Genomic DNA, 19,505 nt, shown 5'->3' with positions numbered 1-19,505 from the left:
CCCAACGGCACCACCCCCCGCCGGTAAGCACCGGAACATGGTGAGCTCGTCAGTTTGTTGAGCAACAATTGGCGCTTTGCATCACGGCTGAGCGACCTGTTTTGCTGCATCGCTCACGACGCATTGCAAGACTGCTGAAAAACCCCTTGACCGCACTAGCGACAGCCCCTTCGTGGGGCGACGTGGCCGTTCGACTGGAGTTGCACGTGGCCGGGCGCATCGAAGATTACGCACTCATCGGAGACATGCAGACCGCTGCCCTGGTCTGCCGGGACGGGACAGTCGACTGGCTGTGCCTGCCCCGCTTCGACTCGCACGCCATCTTCGCCGGACTGCTGGGCAACGAGGAGCACGGCTTCTGGCGGCTCGGCCCCGCGTACGCCTCCGACCAGGAGCCTCCCACCGCCGCCCGGCGCAGCTACCGCGGTGACTCGCTGATCCTGGAGTCCGAGTGGGACACCCAGCGGGGCACGGTCAGGGTGACGGATTTCATGCCGCCGCGTGACGGCGCCCCGCAGCTGATCCGGATCGTGGAGGGCGTCTCGGGCCGGGTGCCGATGCGCTCGGCGCTCAGGATGCGGTTCTCCTACGGGCGGGTGGTGCCGTGGGTGCACAAGCACGAAGGGCGGACGGTGGCGGTCGCCGGCCCCGACTCCGTGTGGTTCGACACACATGCCGAGACGTACGGCAAGTCGCTGACGACCTACGCGGACTTCACGGTCGCGCCGGGTGACCGGATCGCGTTCACGATCTCCTGGCAGCCCTCGCACAAGGAGCCGCCGCCGCTCCCCGAGCCGGAGCAGTCTCTTGAGGCGACGGAGGACTTCTGGCGCGAGTGGGTCGACCACTGCACGTACCACGGGCCTTACCGGGAGGCCGTGGTCCGCTCGCTGATCACGCTGAAGGCCCTGACCTACGCCCCGACCGGCGGCATCGTCGCCGCGCCCACCACCTCCCTGCCGGAGGACATCGGCGGCGTCCGCAACTGGGACTACCGCTACACCTGGCTGCGCGACGCGGCGATCACCCTGTCCTCGCTGCTGCGCACCGGCTACCGCGAGGAGGCCCGCGCCTGGCGCGAGTGGCTGCTGCGGGCCGTGGCCGGTGACCCGGAGAACCTCCAGATCATGTACGGCATCGCCGGTGAGCGGGAGCTCGGCGAGGCGGAGCTGGACTGGCTCCCGGGCTACGAGAACTCCACCCCGGTCCGGGTCGGCAACGGCGCCGCGCACCAGCTCCAACTGGACGTCTACGGCGAGGTCACCGAGGCCCTGCACCTGGCCCACATGACGGGCCTGGCGCGCAACGACTACGCCTCGCTGCTCCAGCTGAAGCTGATCCGCTACCTGGAGGACCACTGGCAGGACCCGGACGAGGGCATCTGGGAGGTGCGCGGCCCGCGACGCCACTTCGTGCACTCGAAGGTGATGGCCTGGGTCGCCGTCGACCGCACCATCAAGCTGATCGAGTCCGGTGACGCGGACGGCCCGCTGGAACGCTGGAAGGAACTCCGCGACGACATCCACCGGGACGTGTGCGAGCGGGGCTACGACAAGGAGCGCAACACCTTCACGCAGTCCTACGGCTCGAAGGAGCTGGACGCGTCCCTGCTGCTGATCCCGCAGATGGGCTTCCTGCCGCCGGACGACAAGCGGGTCATCGGCACCATCGAGGCGATCCAGCGGGAGCTGTCCACGCCGGACGGCTTCATCCTGCGCTACCCGACTTCGGGCGGCGACGAGGGCGTCGACGGCCTGCCCGGTGACGAGGGCGCGTTCCTGGCCTGCTCGTTCTGGATGGCCGACGACCTGGCGATGATCGGCCGGGTGGACGAGGCCCGCAAGCTGTTCGAGAAGCTGCTGTCGCTGCGCAACGACCTCGGTCTGCTGGCCGAGGAGTGGGATCCGCGTCTGCAGCGCCAGGTGGGCAACTTCCCACAGGCGTTCAGCCACGTGCCCCTGATCGACACCGCCCTGCGTCTGACGGCGTCGGGGGCGTACGGCGGCTGAGCGGGCCGGACGTGCCGCGTCCGCCTAGGCTGGAGGCGGACGATTGCCCCTGCGGGAAGGGGGCGCCATGGCTCCCCTCTGGAAGGCGGGCGCGGCCCTCGCCGCGCTGCGCGAGGAACTGACCGGCGACGTGTTCGCCCCACAGGACCCGGGCTACGACGAGGCCCGGGCCGTCTTCAACGCCATGATCGACCGGCGGCCCGCGGTGATCGCGCAGTGCGCCGACGCGGACGACGTGGTGCGGACGGTGCGGTTCGCCAGGGAGCTCGACCTGAACGTCGCGGTCCGCGGCGGCGGGCACAGCGTGGCGGGCATGGCGGTCAACGACGGCGGTGTGGTGGTCGATCTGCGCCGGATGCACGCGGTGACCGTGGATCCGGCGGCCCACGCGGTCCGGGTCGGCGGCGGGGCCACGATGAGCCACCTGGACCGGGCCACCGAGCCGTACGGACTGGCGACGACCGGCGGCCGTGCCTCCACCACCGGTGTCGGCGGCTTCGTGCTGGGCGGCGGAACCGGCTGGCTGGACCGCTGCTTCGGGCTGGCCGCCGACAATCTGCTCGGCGTCGAACTCGTCACCGCCGACGGCGACCAGGTCCACGCCGGCGCGGACGAGAACCCTGACCTGTTCTGGGGCCTGCACGGCGGCGGCGGGAACTTCGGCGTCGCCACCGCGCTCACGCTGCGCCTGCACGAACTGCCGGAGTTCTCCCTCGCGCTGGTGCTGTACCTCCCGGAGCACGCCCCGGAGGCCGTCCGCACCTACCGCGAAGTGATCGCGAACGGTCCCGACGCGGCGGCCGGTGGTGTCATCTACCTCACCGGCCCCCCGGAGGAGTTCGTCCCCGAGCACCTCGTCGGCCGGCTGGTCTGCGCTGTCCTGCTGACGTACGCCGGCGGCGAGGACGACATGCGCAAGGTCGCCCAGCCCCTGCTGGCGCTGCCGCACGAGGCCGAGATCGTCGGCCCGATCCCGTACGCCGACCTGCAGTGCATGATCGACGACCCGCCGGGGATGCGGAACTACTGGTCGGCGGAGTATCTGACGGGCGCGCCCGACGACTTCGTGGACACCTTCTGTGCCCGGGCCGGGTCCATGCCCGTTCCGACCGGTACCCAGCACGTGCTGTTCCCGCAGGGCGGCGCGATCGCGGCCGGACCGCACGAGTACCCGGTGCCCTACCGGGACGCGCCCTGGGCGGTGCATCCGTTCGGCATCTGGGAGGACCCGGCGGACGACGAACGCTGTGTGCGCTGGGTGCGGGACGTGCGCTCCGACGCGCGGCCGTGGAGCACCGGCGCCGTCTACCTCAACTTCATCGGCGACGAGGGCGACGACCGGGTCACCGCCGGACTGGGCACCGAGAACACCCGGCGGCTGGCGGAGCTGAAGCAGCGCTACGACCCGGACAACGTGTTCCGCTTCAACCACAACATCACGCCGGTCTGAGGGCCGTGAGCGTCCGCTCCCCCGCGGGGTCGCCCGCCGTGGCGGGCACCAGGGCGATCTCGTCGAGCCCGGCCTCGGCGTAGGCGTCGATGCGGGCCCGGACGGTGGCGGCGTCGCCGACGAGGGCGACCGTGCCCGCGGCCCTCGGGGGCAGGGCACGCAGCAGGGTCTCCGGGTCGGCGCCCTTGGCGGCCAGCTCCACGACCTCGGCCAGCCCCGCGTCGACGAACATGTCGCTGTAGCCCGGCACCCTGAGGTAGCCGACGACGCTGCGCAGGACCTGCCTGAGCGATTCCGGCTCCGGATCCACGGCGGCGGGCAGCCAGGCGGCCAGCCGCGGCGGCGTACGGCCCGCCTTCTCGGCCGCGGCGAGCATCCGTGCCCGCAGCAGCCGGACCTGCTCGGGGGAGACGATGTCGAGGAGCATCCGGTCGGAGTGCTCGACGGCCGCGGCGACCGCGCGCTCGCCGAACGCCGCGACGGTCACCATGCCGCCGGGCGGCGGCAGCCGGCGCGGGAACGTGCTGCCGGGCACGATCGGCTCGCCCGGCACGCTGTCCCACAGCGCGCGCACGGCCGCCGCCGACTCCGCGAGGGTGGCGGCGGGCCGGGTCCGCGGCCGGCCGTGCACGCCTTCGACGACGCGTTTGCTGGAAGTGCCCAGGGCCACGCCGACCGGCCGACGGGTGACGGCGGCGGTGGAGGCGGCGCCCCGGACGATGGTGAGCGGGTCGCGCACGTTCACCGGCACGGGCCCGGCGGTCAGCACGGCCTGCTCGGTGGCCGCTCCGATCGCCGCCGCCAGGACGAACGAGTCCCAGGTGGCTCCCTCGCCCGCCCACACCTCCCGGTATCCGAGCCGGTCCGCGAGGACCGCGACCCGCAACGGCTCCTCGATGGGACTGTCGTCCTCCCGCCCGGCGGCGACCACGCTGATGTCCATGACGGCGCCCGTACCCGGTCGTCTCCGCGGTATTCCCGGGGCTTGATCGCCCTCGTGCCCCTCCGGAGATGTCCGTCGGGCACCGGCGCGGGTAGCGTCCGGCACATGGACAGCGGGACGGACAGCGGCTACGGCACCCAGGGCGCCGGGATCACCGTGCGGCGGGCGCTGGAGCTGCCGGGGCTGCGCAGTGGGCTGCCCGAGGTGCTGGCGGGCGCCGAGCGGCTCGGGCGCACCGTGCGCTGGGTGCACGCCGGGGAGGTGCCGCACATCGCCTCCCTCCTCAAGGGCGGTGAGCTGCTGCTGACCACGGGTTACGGCCTCGGCACCCGCCCGGCCGAACAGCGGGCGTTCGTACGCACCCTGGCCGAGCGCGGTATCGCCGCCCTGGTGGTGGAGCTCGGGCCGCGCTTCGCACGGCTGCCGGCCGCCCTCGTCGACACGGCACGGTCCGCCGGGCTGCCGCTCGTCCAACTCCACCGCGAGGTGGCGTTCGTCACGGTCACGGAGGAGATCCACACCGAGATCGTCAACGGCCACTACGCGCTGCTCCAGCGGGCCGAGGAGGTGCACCGGCGGTGTACCGGGGCCCTGCTGGGCGGCGGCGGTGTGCCCCAAGTGCTCGGCATCCTGGCCGACTTCGCCGGCAACCCCGTCTTCCTGGAGACGGCGGACGGGCAGTTGCTGTACGCCGCCGGGGCCGGTCCCGAGGGCGCGGACCCGCTCCAGGTGTGGGAGGGGCTGCGCGGCCAGCACCGGGACGAGCCGCCGCCGACGGGATCGGTCCTCGTGGACGTGCCGGGCGGCGGGCCCGGCAGCGGGGGCGTCCGCGCACGTCTGGTGCTGCTTCCCGTACGGACGCCCCTGGCGCCCGTGCACGGGATGGCGGCCGAGCGGACGGCGGGCATCCTGGCCGTGGTGCTGATGCAGGCACGGCAGGAGGAGGAGCTGGCGGCGCGCGGGCGCGGCGACTTCCTCACGGACCTCGCCGAGGGCCGGGTCACGGCGGAGGACGCCCCGGCGCAGGCTCGGGTGCTGGGCTTCAGGCCGGGCGACGGCCCGCTGCTGCCGGTGGTCATGCGACTCGGGGACGCGCTGTCCCAGGGGGGAGGCTGGGCGGTGCTCGCCCGGGCGGTGTCGGAGGAACTGGCGTCCGTGGGCGTGCCGGTGCTGCTCGGGGTGCGGCCGGTGGAGGGCCGGGTGCCGGTGCTGCTCGGCCTGCGTTCGGAGCCGGAGCGGACGACGGTCGCGGACCGGGTCGCGACGGCGCTGCGGGCCGGTGTGGACCGGGCCGGGATCCTGCGGCCGGGCGGGCAGCCGCCCGTGGTGGTCGTGGGGATGGCCGGTGGCTGGACGGCGGCGGCTTCGGGCCTGCGGCACGCGGCCGAGACGGCCACGGCGGCCCAGGGCCTGCCCGACCGGCCCTGGTACGACGCGCGCCGTCTGGACATCGACCTGCTGCTGTGGCGGCTGCGCGACCATCCGGACCTGGCCGCCTTCGTCGACCGGGCCCTCGGCCCCGTCCTGGAGCACGACCGCCGCTCCCGGCCGCCGTTGCTGCCCACCCTGTCGACGTACCTCGCGCACGCCGGACGCAAGGCGGAGACGGCCCGGGAGCTCCACCTCAACCGGCAGACCCTGTACAACCGCCTGGCCCGCATCGGGGAGTTGCTGGGCACGGACCTCGACGACCCGCAGACCGTACTGGCCCTGAGTCTGGCGCTGCGGGCCCGCAGGCACGTTCCCTAGGGCCCTTCTGATGGATCTCCGCGGGAGAAGGAGCGGCGTCCGGTGCGTGCGAGAGTGCGTGCCGGGCGTCGCGACGCCGCGGAGATCCATCAGAAGGGCCCTAGAGCTACGGGAGGGGCCGGGGCTGGGTCAACTCGTCGTACACGCTGAGCACCTGGGCGACCGTCTCGTCCTCGGTCGGCCAGGTCGCCGCCTGCCGGGCGCCCTTCTCCTTGAGCAGTTCCCGGCGTTCCGGGTCGCCGAGCAGGCGTACGACGGAGCCGGCGAGTGCCCCCGCGTCCCCGCACGGGACGAGTTCGGCCGCGTCCCCGACGAGTTCGGGAACACCGCCGACCCCGGTCGCGACGAGCGGCACGCGCGCGTGCAGGGCCTCCTGGGCGAGGACGGAGCGCGCCTCTTCCCGACGGCTGGGCAGCAGGGCGAGATCGGCGGCGGCGAGGAGGTCGGTGATGTCCTCGCGCCGCCCGAGGAGCCGGACGGGCAGTCCCTCCCGCTCGATCCGTTCCTGGAGTTCACCGCGCAGCGGCCCCTCCCCCGCGATCACGACCAGGGGGACGGGATCCAGACGGTTCCACGCGCGCGCGGCGTCCAGCAGCACGTCGTACCCGCGGTGCCGCTCCAGGGATCCGACGGCCATCAGCAACGGACGCCCGATGGAGCCGAGTTCGGCACGCACCTTGGGCCGCAGGCGGTCGGGGTCGTCGGGTTCCACGGGCCGGCGTGGACCGGGCAGCGCCACGGCCGCGAGCCGGGCGTCCCGCGCCCCGGTCCGCCGTGCCCGGTCCACCAGCGCCGACGTCGTCCCCAGCACCACCGTGGCCGCCTTCACGACCCGCCGCTCCAGCGCCCGCAGCATATGAGCGCGGGCGCCGTCGGCATACGCCCGGTCGTGCCACGTGACGACCAGCGGCGTACTCACCCGCCGCCCGCTGAGTGCCAGGACGGTACGGAAGGAGGCGTGCAGCCCATGGGCGTGGACCAGATCGGCGTGGGCACAGGCCGCCCGCAGCGCCGCCACCGACACCGGGTCACTGCTGCGCGGCACGTGCACGTGATCGGCCCCGACACCCCTGAAGTCATAGGTGCGATCCGCCTCGAAGGGGGCGCACACCGTGACTCTCACGCCCCTCGCGACGAGCCCCGCGGCCAGGGAGCGCACATGCGCACTGCTGGCGGCATTGCCTCCGCCCAGCACCTGCACGGTGCGCAGCGGCGACTGGCCATGCGGTGAGTGGCTGCTCACGGGGGTCACGTGGCCGGGCTCCTGGTTCGGGTCGGGCGAGCACGAAGCGGTTTCCCGCGCGTACTCCGCCAAGGATGCCAGGACATCCGGGGGTACAGGGAACGCCCCAATCGCAACAGGGCGACAGTGGGGCGCGGCGTCGGGGAATGCGCCGAACCAAGTCACCCACACGAGTGACGATGGGTACACCTGCCCGCCCTGGCGCCCGACGCCGCTTCGGCTACCCGTCCGCCCGAGCCGTCGCCAGCAACTCCTCCGCGTGGGCCCGGGCCGTCTCCGAGTCCTCCTGTCCGGCGAGCATGCGGGACAGCTCCCGCACCCGGTCCTCCCCTTCCAGCACCTTCACGCCGGAACGGGTGACCGACCCGTCGCTGGTCTTCTCGACCAGCAACTGCCGGTCGGCGAAGGCGGCCACCTGCGGCAGATGTGTCACGACCACGACCTGCGCGGTCTTCGCCAGGCGTGCGAGCCGCCGCCCGATCTCGACCGCCGCCTTGCCGCCCACACCGGCGTCGACCTCGTCGAACAGATACGTGGGCACGGGATCCGTCCCCGCGAAGACGACCTCCACGGCCAGCATCACCCGGGACAGCTCACCGCCGGACGCCCCCTTGGCGATCGGCCGGGGCGGCGCGCCCGGGTGCGGGGCAAGCAGCAGCTCGACCTCGTCGGCACCGGCGGGTCCGTACGCGACGGCACGGCCGCCGACCTCGACGCCCTCGGGGTCCTCGGTCTGCCGGATGTCGAACGACACACGCGCGTGCGGCATGGCGAGCGAGGCCAGCTCGGCGGTCACGGCGGCGGCGAACCGCTCGGCGGCCTCCGTCCGGGCGTCCGTCAACGCCTGTGCCAGCCCGCCCAGTTCGCTCCGCAGCGCGTCCCGCTCGGCGGTCAGTTCCCCGATCCGCTCGTCGTCGCCGTCGAGTTCGGTGAGCCGGGCGGCACTCCGCTCGGCCCAGGCCAGCACGGAGGCGATGTCCTCGCCGTACTTCCGCGTCAGCCCGGTGAGCGCGGCCCGCCGTTCCTCGACGGCGGCCAGCCGCAGTGGGTCGGCGTCCAGATCGTCGGCGTACCCGGCCAGATCCCCTGCCGCGTCGCGCAGCAGGATGCCGATCTCCCCGATGCGGTCGGCGAGCGCGGCCAGCGCCGGGTCGTGCGACCGTACGGCGTCCAGGGCCCGCTGCGCGCCCGCGACGAGCGTCCCGGCGTCGACACCCTCCGGGTCCTCCGGGTTGCCCGCGAGGGCGCCGTGCGCGGCCGCGGCGGCCGACGCCAGCGCCTCGGCGTGCCCGAGCCGCTCGGCTTCCTCGGCCAGCTCGGTGTCCTCACCGGCCCGGGGCTCGACGGCGGCGATCTCGTCGAGCCCGAAGCGCAGCATGTCGGCCTCCTGGGCCCGTTCCCGCGCACGCGTGCTGATCTCGTCGAGTTCCGCGGAGACGGCCCGCAGCCGCTTGTAGGCCTCCTGGTACTTGGCCAACGGCACCGCGACCGCGTCACCCGCGTACCGGTCGAGCGCCTGCCGCTGCCGGGACAGCTTGAGCAGCCCCTGCTGGTCGGTCTGCCCGTGCACGGCCACCAGCTCGTCGGCGAGCTCGGCCAGCACCCCCACGGGCACGCCGCGCCCGCCCAGGTGCGCCCGGGAGCGCCCCTCGGCGGAAACGGTACGGCTGATCAGCAGGGCACCGTCGTCGAGCTCGGCCCCGGCCTCCTCGGCGCGTACGGCTGCCGTGGCGTCGTCCGGGACGGTGATCCGCCCCTCCACGACCGCCTTCCCGGCCCCGATCCGCACAAGCGCCGGATCCGCGCGCCCGCCCAGCAGCAACCCGAGGCTGGTGACCACCATGGTCTTGCCCGCACCCGTCTCACCGGTGACCGCGGTGAACCCGGGCGACAGCTCGACAACGGCGTCGTCGATCACACCGAGCGACCGTATCCGCATCTCCTCCAACACGGACAAGACCTTACGAGGTCCAAGCCAAGGATTGCGACTGGCCTGCCCTTGTCACCCACGAGAGTGGCAGCGCCCTGCTTGGGGGCGCGGGGAACTGCGCGAACAACCACGAACAACCCGCGCCCGCCGACAACGGACGACCACGCTAGTGAGGAGCCCCCCGCCACCCGGACACAGGCAGCGCGAACTTGGCCACCAGCCGGTCCGTGAAGGACGCGTGGTGCAGCCGAGCCAGCCGCACCGGCACGGCCCCCCGCCGCACCTCGACCCTGGCCCCGGGCGGCAACTCCACCGTCCGCCGCCCGTCGCACCACAGCACGCCCGGCGGAATGTGTGGCAGAACCTCCACAGCCAACACAGAATCCGGCGATGTCACCAACGGCTTCGCGAACAGCGCGTGCGCGGAGATCGGCACCATCAGCAGCGCCTCGACCTCGGGCCACACCACGGGACCGCCCGCGGAGAACGCGTAGGCCGTCGACCCCGTGGGCGTCGCACACACGATCCCGTCACAGCCGAACCCCGTCACCGGACGCCCGTCGATCTCGAGGACGATCTCCAGCATCCGCTCCGCGGACACCTTCTGCACGGCCGCCTCGTTCAGTGCCCAGTCGGTGTGCACGATGTCCCCGTTGCGGTGCACGACGACGTCGACGGTCATCCGCTCCTCGACCTCGTACGCCTTCGTCACCACCCGGTCGACGACCTTGTCGAGGTCGTCCCGCTCGGCCTCGGCGAGGAACCCGACCCGCCCGAGATTGACGCCGAGCATCGGCACCCCGGAGGCCCGGGCGAACTCAGCGCCGCGCAGCAGCGTGCCGTCGCCGCCCAGCACGATGAGCAGCTCGCACCCGTCGAGGCACTGCGGAGTCGCCTCCTTGACCAGTTCCACCTCCTCCGGCAGCGGCAGGTCACGCGCCTCGGCCTCCAGGACGCGCACGCCGAGGCCGGAGCGCAGCAGCCCCTTCACGACGAGCTCGGCACTGCGCACGGCGGCGGGCCGCCCCGTGTGGGCGAGCAGGAAAACAGTACGAGCTCGGTTCTCGGTCAACGCGGCCCCTCCGCCACTGCTCGGTCGACATCGGCCGGGTCCAGTTCCGGTGCCCCGGACCGCAGCCACAAGAAGTATTCGACATTCCCCGACGGTCCGGGCAGCGGACTGGCCGTCACGCCCTTCACCCCGAGCCCCAGCCCCCGGGCCTTCTCGGCCACCCCCGTCACCGCTTCGGCGCGCAGCTGGGGGCTGCGTACGACTCCACCGCTGCCCAGCCGCTCCTTCCCCACCTCGAACTGCGGCTTGACCATCATCACCAGGTCGGCGTCCGGCTTCACGCACCGCACCAGGGCGGGCAGGACCAGCCCGAGCGGAATGAAGGACAAATCCCCCACGACAAGATCCACAGGCTCCCCATCGATCTCTTCAAGTGTCAACTCGCGTACGTTCGTACGGTCCTTGACGGTGACGCGTTCATCTTTCTGCAGAGACCATGCGAGTTGCCCGTATCCGACGTCCACGGCGACGACGTGGGCGGCGCCCGCGCGCAGCAGGACGTCGGTGAAACCGCCGGTGGAGGCGCCGGCGTCCAGGGCCCTGCGTCCCTCCACGGCCAGACCCTGCGGCATGAAGACCTGCAGCGCGCCGGCGAGCTTGTGTCCGCCGCGCGAGACGTAGTCGGGATCGTTCTCGTCGGCCGCGACGACGATCGCCGCCGCGGTCTCCACCTGTGTGGCGGGCTTGGTCGCGACGGTCTTGCCGACGGAGACACGCCCGGCGGCGATCAGCTGGCCGGCATGCTCACGCGAGCGCGCCAGCTTCCGGCGGACCAGCTCCGCGTCGAGACGGCGGCGTGCGACTCCTGCCACGGTGTGTTCAGCTCCTAGGTCCGTGCGGTGATCAGAGAGGGCGACCCGAAGGGTCTCGTTGAGGGGTGGTGGTCGGGTGACGGGCGGGAGCCGGAGGTCCCGGGCGGGCGTCGAGCGCGGTGAGCGCGTCGCGCAGCCCCCGGTGTACATCCTCGTACACCTCCACATGTCCGTCGGTGGCGAGGTGGTCCGCGTCGCCGAGCCGGTGCAGGGCGGCGTCCACCTCGGCGTCGCCGGTGGGGGTGCGGGGCACGTTCAGGGGAGCGGGGGCGGCGGGATCGTGGTCGGGCTCCGCCTGCTGCCCTTCCTCCGGGAGGTCCGTCGGGGGTACTGCGTCGTCCATGCCCCGACGCTACCGCGAACCGCTGCGGTACCGTCGATCGCGATGGCCACGATCGAGGAGTGCCGCAGCGCACTCGACAAGCTCTCGGACAACATGCAGCGCGCCGAAGGGGACGTCCGCGAGGCCGCGGCCCTGGACCGTTCGGTGAGCTGCCACATCACGGACCTGGACGTGACCTTCGTCGGCCGTATGCGCGGCGGACGGATCGAGGTGCACGACACCGTGCAGGGACCGCCGCCCTCCAAGGCCGAGATCAGGCTCGTCATGACCGGTGACGATCTGGTGGCGCTGGTGGACGGCGAGCTGCACTTCGCCAAGGCCTGGGGCTCGGGCCGGGTGAAGCTCCACGCGGGGGTGCGGGACCTGCTCCAGCTCAGGAAGATTCTGTAACCGCCGGCCTCCCGGCCCCGGCGCCCGCCCCGGCGCGTGCCTTCCGCGCCGCCGGCACCACCAGCGGCGTGCCCGTCTCCGGGTCGTCGATCACCTGGCAGCGCAGCCCGAAGACCTCCTCGACCAGCTCGGCCGTGACGATGTCGCTCGGCGCGCCCTCGGCGATGACCGTGCCCTCGCGCAGGGCGATGAGGTGCGTGGCGTAGCGGGCGGCGTGGTTCAGGTCGTGCAGCACGGCGACGAGCGTGCGACCCTGCTCCTCGTGCAGTTCCGCGCACAGGTCCAGCACGTCGATCTGGTGCTGGATGTCCAGGAACGTCGTCGGCTCGTCGAGCAGCAGCAGCGGCGTCTGCTGGGCGAGCGCCATGGCGATCCACACCCGCTGGCGCTGACCGCCCGACAGCTCGTCCACGTAGCGGTCGGCGAGTTCGGCGACACCGGTCTGCCGCATCGACTCCTGGACGACGCGCTCGTCCTCGGTGGACCACTGGCGCAGGATGCCCTGGTGCGGATAGCGGCCGCGGCCCACCAGGTCACCGACGGTGATGCCGTCGGGCGCGATGGACGACTGGGGCAGCAGGCCCAGGGTGCGGGCGACCTTCTTCGCGGGCATCGACTGGATGACCTGACCGTCGAGCAGTACCCGGCCCGTGCTCGGCTTGAGCATCCGCGACAGCGCCCGCAGCAGTGTCGACTTGCCGCACGCGTTGGGGCCCACGATCACGGTGAAGGAGTTGTCGGGTATCTCCACCGACAACTGCTCGGCGATGACCCGCTGGTCGTAGGCGAGGGTGACGCTCTCGGCGGACAGACGGTTCACAGTGCTCCTTCGGTTTTCGCTCATATCCTGCCCGCCCTGCGCTCGGTGACCAGCAGCCACAGCAGGTAGACGCCGCCGAGTACGCCGGTGACGACGCCCACGGGCAACTGCTCGGCGCCGAACGCCCGCTGCGAGAGCAAGTCGGCGGCGACCAGCAGGGCGGCGCCCATGCAGAGGGACGCCAGCAGGTTCGGGCCGGGCGCACGGGTCAGGCGCCGGGCCAGCTGCGGCGCGGTGAGCGCCACGAAGCTGACGGGGCCGGCCGCGGCCGTCGCGGACGCGGTCAGCAGTACGGCCGCCACCATCAGCAGCAGCCGCACGCGCTCCACCCGTATCCCGAGGGCGTACGACACGTCGTCGCCCATCTCCATCATCCGCAGCCCGCGCGCGTTGACCAGGACGAGCGGCACGAGTACGGCGCACAGCCCGAGCAGCGGCCAGACCTGCGCCCAGTCACGGCCGTCGAGCGACCCGGTCATCCACACGACCGCGCGGGCCGCGTCCACGATGTCGGACTTGGTCAGCAGATAGCCGTTGACCGCCGTGACGATCGCCGAGACACCGATGCCGACCAGCACCAGCCGGTATCCGTGCACGCCCCGCTTCCAGGCGAGCACGTAGATCGCGAGGCCGGTGGCCAGGCCGCCCACGAGCGCGCCGACGGCGACCTGGCCCGCGGTCCCGGAGAACAGCACGATCACCGTGAGCGCACCGGCCGTCGCGCCCTGCCCGAGGCCCAGGACGTCCGGACTGCCCAGCGGGTTGCGGGAGATGGACTGGAACAGCGCGCCGCCGAGTCCGAGCGAGGCGCCGACCAGCAGCCCGACCAGGACGCGCGGCAGCCGCAGCTCGTTGACGATGAACTCCTGGCCCGCGTTGCCCTCGCCCACCAGCGTCTTCAGCACGTCGGCGGCCGGGATCGGGAAGTCTCCGGTGCCGATGAGCGCGACGCTCGCCGCGAGGGCCGAGACCAGCAGCAGGAGTACGACGGTGAACGCCCGTACGTCCAGGCGCAGGGAGAGCCCGCCCGGGGTCCGCACAGCACGGTTGGTGGTCTTCACAGCTGCGCCGTCCTCCGCCGTCGTACGAGAAAGATGAACACCGGGCCGCCGAGGATCGCGGTGACGATGCCCACCTGGAGTTCCGCGGGCCGGGCCACGATCCGGCCGATGACGTCGGCGCCGAGCAGCAGCACGGGCGACAGGATCGCCGCGTACGGCAGGATCCAGCGCAGATCGGGCCCGGTGAAGGAACGCACGACGTGCGGCACCATCAGCCCGACGAAGACGATCGGGCCGCAGGCGGCGGTCGCGGCCCCGCAGAGCACGGTCGCGGCCAGCATGGACAGCGCCCGCGTCCGGTTCAGGTTGGCGCCGAGCGCCTTGGCGGTGTCGTCACCCATGGCCATGGCGTTCAGCGGCCGGGCCAGGGCCAGCGCGAGGACCGTCCCCGCCAGCAGGAACGGCAGGACCTGCCGGATGGTCGAGTCGGTCGCCGAGGACAGCGAACCGAGCGTCCAGAAGCGCATCTTGCCGAGCGCCGCGTCGTCCATGATCATCACGGCTTGGAGGTAGCCGTAGAGGGCGGCACTGATCGCCGTACCGGCGAGGGCGAGCCGCACCGGCGTCGCGCCCCGGCTGCCACCGAGGAACCACACCAGCGCCCCGACCGCCGCCGCGCCGAAGAACGCGAACCACACGTAGCCGCTGAGCGAGGTGATCCCGAGGTACGTGATGGCCGTGACGACCGCGGCGGACGCGCCCGCGTTGATGCCGAGCAGCCCGGGGTCGGCCAGCGGGTTGCGCGTGAGGGCCTGCAGCACCGCGCCGGCCAGGCCGAGGGCGGCGCCGGCGAGCAGCCCGAGCACGGTCCGCGACAGCCGCTCGGCGACGACGACGTCGCCGTACGTCCCCGAGTCCTCGAACAAGCCGTGCCACACCTGCCCGAGGGACAGCTCTTTCGCTCCGATCGCGATACTCGCCAACACGACGAGAACCAGGATCGCGAGGGCGAGGAGCAGCCCAAAGGCTCGAACCGCCCGTCGGGTTGGGGGCGCGGGGGCGGTCTCCGCGCGCTGTTCGGGGGGACTGTCGACCAACACGCAGTTAGGTTAGCCTACCCTCTCATTCAGTCACGATTCCGGACCGCCGCCGCCGACGCCGGTGCTTGTGCCGGCGCGCTCCAGGAACCCCGACCCGAGCAGGCGCTCAGAGCCCCAGCCGTGCCAGCGCCTTCTCCCCGTCCAGCTCGCACCTACCCTCACCGGCGGCCGTCCACGCCGCGGCGCACAACGCGCGCAGCCCGTCCAGCGCCTCGCCGTCCCCGTCGAGTTCCAGTCGGCCGGCACCGGCCGTCGCCGTCCAGCCACCGCATCGGAACCCGCCGTCGCCCACCTCCCCGACCTCCGGCTGACCGCGGAGCATCCCGCGCAGATCGGCGTCCACATACGTCGGCCGGTGCTGCGGCGCCGCGGCCAGCAACCGCGCGCCGTCGGTCACCCCGGTCAGAACCAGCAGCGAGTCGACGTCCCCGTTGAACGCGCCCTCGATGTCCGTGTCCAGCCGGTCCCCCACGACGAGCGGCCGCTTCGCCCCGGTCCGCAGGATCGTCTCGCGATGCATCGGGGGCAACGGCTTGCCCGCGACCTGCGGCTCGGCACCCGTGGCGATCCGCACCACTTCCACCGCCGCCCCGTTGCCCGGCGCGATCCCGCGCCCGCTCGGGATCGTCAGGTCGGTGTTGGACGCGAACCACGGCACACCGCGCGCGACCGCGTAACAGGCCTCAGCGAAACGGCCCCAGGGCAGCTCGGGCCCGCCGTAGCCCTGCACCACCGCCGCCGGATCGTCGTCCGCCGACTCGACGGGCACCAGCCCGCGTTCCCGAAGCGCCACCCGCAGTCCCTCGCCGCCGATCACCAGCACCCGGGCACCCTGCGGCACCTGCTCGCTGATCAGCCGCGCGACCGCCTGCGCCGAGGTGATGACGTCGTCCGCGCCCGTGGGCCGTATCCCCAGCTCGGTGAGGTGCGCGGCCACGGTGTCCGGCGTCCGCAGCGCGTTGTTGGTCACGTACGCCAGGCGCATCCCGCCCTCCCGGGCCTCGGCCAGCGACTCGACCGCGTACGCGATAGCGCTGCCCCCCGCGTACACGACCCCGTCCAGATCGAGCAGCGCCGTGTCGTACGCCTCGCTCAGGGCCTGCCCACTGCCCTCGGGCCTCGTCCTGACGCTCCGGCTCATCCCGCATCGCTCCTCGTTCGACGGCTTTTCCCCCGATCATCCCCCATGGCACTGACACCCGTACGATGCCGGGATGAACACAGCAGGTCACTCGGAGGCAACGACGCACCGAGGCCTGGAACTCACCCCGTTCCGAGGCCTTCGTTACGACCCCGACCGGGTCGGCAGCCTTGCCGCCGTGACATCTCCGCCGTACGACGTCGTGGTGCGCCCCGACGGCCTGCACCACCTCGAATCCTCCGACCCGCACAACATCGTCCGTCTGATCCTGCCCCAGGCCGCCACGCCCAGCGCCCGCAACGAGCAGGCCGCCGGCACCCTGCGCCGCTGGCTGTCCGAGGGCGTCCTGACCACCGACCCGGAACCCGGCCTGTACGTCTACGAACAGCGCCACGACGACGGCATGCTGCAACGCGGCATCATCGGCGCCCTGCGGGTGTCGGACCCGGCCGAGCAGGTGGTGCTACCGCACGAGGACGTCATGCCGCACGTCGTCGCCGACCGCGCGGACCTCATGCGGGCCACCTCCGCGAACCTCGAACCCCTGCTGCTCACGTACCGCGGCAACGGCTCGACGACCGCCACAACCGACCTCATCGAGCGCACCGCCGGACTGCCACCCCTCCTCGCCACCACGACGGAGGACGGCGTCAGCCACCGCCTGTGGTCGGTCACCGGCCCCGCCGATCTGGCCACGATCCAAACCGACCTGGCCCGCCACCAGGCCCTCATCGCGGACGGCCACCACCGCTGGGCGACCTACCGCCGCCTCCGCGCCGAGCACCCCTCACCCAGCCCGTGGGACCACGGCCTGGTCCTCCTGGTCGACACCGCCCGCTACCCCCTCCGCGTCCGTGCCATCCACCGCCTCCTCCACGGCCTGCCCGTCGACCGGGCCGTGGCCGCCCTGCACGGCCTCTTCCGGGTACGCCGCCTCCACGCCGCCCTGCCCGAGGCCCTTGATGCGCTGGCGGACGCTGCCTGTGCGGGCAACGCGTTCCTGCTGGCCGGCGACGGCTCCTTCCACCTCGTCGACCGTCCTGACCCGGAACTCCTGGCCCGTACGATCCCCGCCGACCGCCCCGCGGCCTGGCGCGCCCTCGACGCGACGGTCCTGCACGCCACGCTCCTCGACCACGTCTGGCGCGTCCCCGAGGACTCCCCCGCGCACATCGCCTACATCCACGACACGGCCGCGACCGTCGCGAAGGCTGAACGCGACGGCGGTACGGCCGTGCTGATGCACCCGGTCCGCGAGGAGGTCGTCCGCGACCTGGCCCGGCAGGGCGTGACGATGCCACGCAAGTCGACCTCGTTCGGGCCGAAGCCGGCGTCGGGCCTGGTGCTGCGGGCACTGGACGTCTGAACACCTCGGAACACGACCTCCGAACGCACGAAGGGGGGCGGATCCCGACCGGGATCCGCCCCCCTTCTGCAGAGCGTCAGTCCTTCTCCTCCTCGGAGGCGTCCCCGCCCCTGGCCTCGTCTTCGGCCTCGTCGTCGGACAGGGCGTCGACGAACTCCACACCGTCCAGCTCGGCGAGCCGGTCCGAGGCGTCCGTGCTGCCGTCGCGGTCGGCCTCCACGGCCTTCGCGAACCACTCGCGCGCCTCGCTCTCCCGCCCGGCGGCGAGCAACGCGTCGGCGTACGCGTACCGCAGCCGCGCGGTCCACGGTTGCACGGAGTTGGAGGCCAGCTCCGGGCTCTGCAGTGTCACGATGGCCGCGTCCAGCTGCCCCATGTCCCGCCGCGCACCGGCCGCCACGAGCCGCATCTCGACCTGCCCGGCCTTGTCGAGCTTGCCCACCTCGGGTGCGCCGGCCATGTCCAGCGCCTTCTCGGGCCGTCCGAGCCCGCGCTCGCAGTCGGCCATGACGGGCCACAGGTCGATGTTCCCGGTCATCCGCTTGGCGGCCCGGAACTCGGCCAGCGCCTCGCCGTACTTCTGGTTGGCGTACGAGGCGAACCCGGCGGCCTCCCGCACGGCCGCGACACGCGAGGCCAGCCGCAGCGCCACCCTGGAGTAGCCGTACGCGCCCTCGGGGTCCTCGTCGAGGAGCCGGGCCACCATCACCAGGTTCCTGGCGACGTCGTCCGCGAGCGTCTTCGGCAGGCTCTGCAGCTCCTGCCGCACGTCCTTGTCGATCTCCTCGCCCGTGACGTCCTCGGGGATCGGCAGCCGCTTGATCGGCTCCCGGTCCCGGTCCCGCTCCTCACGGAAACGGCCGCCACCGCGACGCTCGTCGCCGCGCCGGTCGTCACGGCCGCGGAAGCCGCCGGGACGGCCACCGCGGTCATCGCGCCGGGGGCCGCGCCCACCACGGTCGTCACGGCCCCGGAAGCCGCCACGCTCACCGCGGTCGCCGCGGTCATCTCGCCTGAACTCACCACGGTCGCCGCGCGGTCCGTCCTCGCGACGGAACCCGGGACGCCCGCCGCGACCGGCATCATCACGCCGGAAACCGCCACGGTCCCCACGGTCGTCCCCGCGCCGGTCGTCACGACCCCGGAAACCACCACGGTCGTCACGCCGGTAACCGCGGTCGCGGTCGCGGTCATCGCCACGGAAGCCGCGGTCGCGGTCATCGGTACGGAACCCACGGTCCCGATCGTCACTGCGGTGACCTCGGTCGCGGTCATCGCCACGGAAGCCGCGGTCCCGGTTGTCGCCACGGAACCCTCGGTCGTCTCGGCGGGGGTATCCGCCGCGCTCGCCCTCGCGCCGGTCATCGCGCCTGTCGTCCCGACGGTCATCCCGCCGGTCATCCCGTCGGTCATCCCGTCGGAAACCACCGCGCTGCCCGCGGTCGTCGCCGCGTCGGTCGTCCCCACGACGTACATCGCCCCGACGGCCGTCGCGCCGCCCGTACCCACCGCTGCGGTTGTCATCCCGACGGTTGTCATCCCGACGGGGGCCACCACGCTCACCGCGGTCGTCGCGCCGGAAGGAGGGGCGGTCACCACCACGGTCGTCGCGCCGGAAGGAAGGACGGTCACCACCACGGTCGTCCCGGCGCGGTCCACGGTCGCGGTCGTCGCGCCGGCCGTAACCGCCACCGCGGCTGTCGTCCCGGCGGAAGCCGCCCCGCTCACCTCGGTCGGTGCGGTCGCCCCGGTCGCCTTCACGACGCCCGTAGCTGCCGCGGTCGTTGTCGCGGCGGAAGCCCCCACGGTCTCCGCGGTCCCCGCGCTGACCACCACGGTGACCGCGGTCGTTCCGGTCCTCCTCCCGTCGCCGCTGGTCGCGCTCCGGTCGGTCGTCGGGAGAGTTGGTGGACATGGTGACTCCTGTCTTCGGTACCGCAAGTCATTCTCGCGCAGCCGGGTACCCGGCGCGCACCGCAAAAATAAAAAGGACCCCTGGTCCCAGCTGAACGCTGGTGACCAGGGGTCCTTCCAAAGATTGTTCGGCGGCGTCCTACTCTCCCACAGGGTCCCCCCTGCAGTACCATCGGCGCTGTAAGGCTTAGCTTCCGGGTTCGGAATGTAACCGGGCGTTTC

General features: G+C 72.8%; 16 protein-coding genes and 1 rRNA gene. 5 read left to right on the top strand and 12 right to left on the bottom strand.

From position 1 onward, the window contains the following. The first annotated feature begins 206 nt into the window (after window positions 1–206). Window positions 207–2,009, top strand: coding sequence for a glycoside hydrolase family 15 protein (locus IE97_RS0131095; RefSeq protein ID WP_030247806.1), 1,803 nt, complete (start codon window positions 207–209; stop codon window positions 2,007–2,009). 67 nt (window positions 2,010–2,076) lie between these two features. Then, complete coding sequence (locus IE97_RS0131090) at window positions 2,077–3,459, top strand: FAD-binding oxidoreductase (protein WP_030247804.1); 1,383 nt, start codon at window positions 2,077–2,079, stop codon at window positions 3,457–3,459. On the opposite strand, the gene IE97_RS0131085 is transcribed toward IE97_RS0131090, so the two are convergent. Continuing rightward, entirely contained in the window at window positions 3,446–4,402 is a 957-nt protein-coding gene (locus IE97_RS0131085; protein WP_030247802.1) for an LLM class F420-dependent oxidoreductase, read from the bottom strand. The two genes, IE97_RS0131090 and IE97_RS0131085, sit on opposite strands and share 14 nt — an antisense overlap. A gap of 105 nt (window positions 4,403–4,507) precedes the next feature. Between IE97_RS0131085 and IE97_RS0131080 the strand changes: the two genes are divergently transcribed. Beyond that, complete coding sequence (locus tag IE97_RS0131080; protein WP_030247801.1) at window positions 4,508–6,151, top strand: PucR family transcriptional regulator; 1,644 nt, start codon at window positions 4,508–4,510, stop codon at window positions 6,149–6,151. A gap of 106 nt (window positions 6,152–6,257) precedes the next feature. On the opposite strand, the gene IE97_RS0131075 is transcribed toward IE97_RS0131080, so the two are convergent. The 5 genes from IE97_RS0131075 to IE97_RS0131055 form a co-directional block, all read right to left on the bottom strand. Further along, window positions 6,258–7,403 (bottom strand): glycosyltransferase family 4 protein, encoded by a 1,146-nt coding sequence (locus tag IE97_RS0131075; RefSeq protein ID WP_030247799.1) that lies wholly within the window; start codon window positions 7,401–7,403, stop codon window positions 6,258–6,260. Between the two features lie 211 nt (window positions 7,404–7,614). Then, window positions 7,615–9,333 carry a DNA repair protein RecN gene (gene recN / locus IE97_RS0131070; protein WP_030247797.1) on the bottom strand — a complete coding sequence of 573 codons (1,719 nt, stop codon included), beginning with the start codon at window positions 9,331–9,333 and terminating at the stop codon, window positions 7,615–7,617. A 157-nt stretch (window positions 9,334–9,490) separates the two neighbouring features. Beyond that, window positions 9,491–10,396 carry an NAD kinase gene (locus tag IE97_RS0131065; RefSeq protein WP_030247795.1) on the bottom strand — a complete coding sequence of 302 codons (906 nt, stop codon included), beginning with the start codon at window positions 10,394–10,396 and terminating at the stop codon, window positions 9,491–9,493. Further along, the gene (locus IE97_RS0131060) at window positions 10,393–11,208 is read right to left on the bottom strand and encodes a TlyA family RNA methyltransferase (protein WP_030247793.1); all 816 of its coding nucleotides are present in this window, start codon (window positions 11,206–11,208) and stop codon (window positions 10,393–10,395) included. Before IE97_RS0131060 ends, IE97_RS0131065 begins: the two co-directional genes overlap by 4 nt. A 31-nt stretch (window positions 11,209–11,239) precedes the next feature. After that, window positions 11,240–11,551 (bottom strand): hypothetical protein, encoded by a 312-nt coding sequence (locus IE97_RS0131055; protein ID WP_030247791.1) that lies wholly within the window; start codon window positions 11,549–11,551, stop codon window positions 11,240–11,242. Window positions 11,552–11,593: 42 nt separating this feature from the next. On the opposite strand from IE97_RS0131055, the gene IE97_RS0131050 reads away from it, so the two are divergent. Further along, window positions 11,594–11,941 carry a sterol-binding protein gene (locus tag IE97_RS0131050; RefSeq protein ID WP_030247788.1) on the top strand — a complete coding sequence of 116 codons (348 nt, stop codon included), beginning with the start codon at window positions 11,594–11,596 and terminating at the stop codon, window positions 11,939–11,941. Here the strand turns inward: IE97_RS0131050 and IE97_RS0131045 are convergent. From IE97_RS0131045 to IE97_RS0131030, 4 genes are all read right to left on the bottom strand, one after another. Beyond that, window positions 11,925–12,785, bottom strand: coding sequence for an ABC transporter ATP-binding protein (locus tag IE97_RS0131045; RefSeq protein WP_106975468.1), 861 nt, complete (start codon window positions 12,783–12,785; stop codon window positions 11,925–11,927). The two genes, IE97_RS0131050 and IE97_RS0131045, sit on opposite strands and share 17 nt — an antisense overlap. Beyond that, the gene (locus IE97_RS0131040) at window positions 12,782–13,822 is read right to left on the bottom strand and encodes a FecCD family ABC transporter permease (RefSeq protein WP_030247785.1); all 1,041 of its coding nucleotides are present in this window, start codon (window positions 13,820–13,822) and stop codon (window positions 12,782–12,784) included. The genes IE97_RS0131045 and IE97_RS0131040 overlap by 4 nt, the downstream gene beginning before the upstream one ends. Next, on the bottom strand, window positions 13,819–14,862 hold the full coding sequence (locus IE97_RS0131035) for a FecCD family ABC transporter permease (RefSeq protein WP_030247783.1): 1,044 nt from the start codon (window positions 14,860–14,862) through the stop codon (window positions 13,819–13,821). The genes IE97_RS0131040 and IE97_RS0131035 overlap by 4 nt, the downstream gene beginning before the upstream one ends. Window positions 14,863–14,968: 106 nt before the next feature. Beyond that, complete coding sequence (locus tag IE97_RS0131030; protein ID WP_030247781.1) at window positions 14,969–16,003, bottom strand: HAD hydrolase-like protein; 1,035 nt, start codon at window positions 16,001–16,003, stop codon at window positions 14,969–14,971. Between the two features lie 73 nt (window positions 16,004–16,076). Between IE97_RS0131030 and IE97_RS0131025 the strand changes: the two genes are divergently transcribed. Beyond that, a complete protein-coding gene (locus tag IE97_RS0131025; RefSeq protein WP_030247778.1) occupies window positions 16,077–17,369 on the top strand; it encodes a DUF1015 family protein in 1,293 nt (430 codons plus the stop codon). Between the two features lie 76 nt (window positions 17,370–17,445). On the opposite strand, the gene IE97_RS42620 is transcribed toward IE97_RS0131025, so the two are convergent. Both IE97_RS42620 and rrf read right to left on the bottom strand, forming a co-directional pair. Continuing rightward, window positions 17,446–18,183, bottom strand: a complete 738-nt coding sequence (locus tag IE97_RS42620; RefSeq protein WP_199807102.1) for a tetratricopeptide repeat protein — start codon at window positions 18,181–18,183, stop codon at window positions 17,446–17,448. Between the two features lie 1,226 nt (window positions 18,184–19,409). Then, window positions 19,410–19,505 (bottom strand): 5S ribosomal RNA (gene rrf / locus IE97_RS39435); the annotation flags it as partial.

Origin of the sequence: Streptomyces sp. NRRL S-455, assembly GCF_000717875.1 — a bacterium.
GTDB lineage: Bacteria > Actinomycetota > Actinomycetes > Streptomycetales > Streptomycetaceae > Streptomyces.
This window is presented reverse-complemented; position numbering and strand designations above follow the sequence as displayed.

Excerpts from the sequence above, each read along its gene's own strand:
- IE97_RS0131090 (WP_030247804.1), top strand. The coding sequence starts at position 2,077 with ATGGCTCCCCTCTGGAAGGCGGGCGCGGCCCTCGCCGCGCTGCGCGAG.
- IE97_RS0131085 (WP_030247802.1), bottom strand. The coding sequence starts at position 4,402 with ATGGACATCAGCGTGGTCGCCGCCGGGCGGGAGGACGACAGTCCCATC.
- IE97_RS0131080 (WP_030247801.1), top strand. The coding sequence starts at position 4,508 with ATGGACAGCGGGACGGACAGCGGCTACGGCACCCAGGGCGCCGGGATC.
- recN (WP_030247797.1), bottom strand. The coding sequence starts at position 9,333 with ATGCGGATACGGTCGCTCGGTGTGATCGACGACGCCGTTGTCGAGCTG.
- IE97_RS0131055 (WP_030247791.1), bottom strand. The coding sequence starts at position 11,551 with ATGGACGACGCAGTACCCCCGACGGACCTCCCGGAGGAAGGGCAGCAG.
- IE97_RS0131050 (WP_030247788.1), top strand. The coding sequence starts at position 11,594 with ATGGCCACGATCGAGGAGTGCCGCAGCGCACTCGACAAGCTCTCGGAC.
- IE97_RS0131045 (WP_106975468.1), bottom strand. The coding sequence starts at position 12,785 with ATGAGCGAAAACCGAAGGAGCACTGTGAACCGTCTGTCCGCCGAGAGC.
- IE97_RS0131030 (WP_030247781.1), bottom strand. The coding sequence starts at position 16,003 with ATGAGCCGGAGCGTCAGGACGAGGCCCGAGGGCAGTGGGCAGGCCCTG.
- IE97_RS0131025 (WP_030247778.1), top strand. The coding sequence starts at position 16,077 with ATGAACACAGCAGGTCACTCGGAGGCAACGACGCACCGAGGCCTGGAA.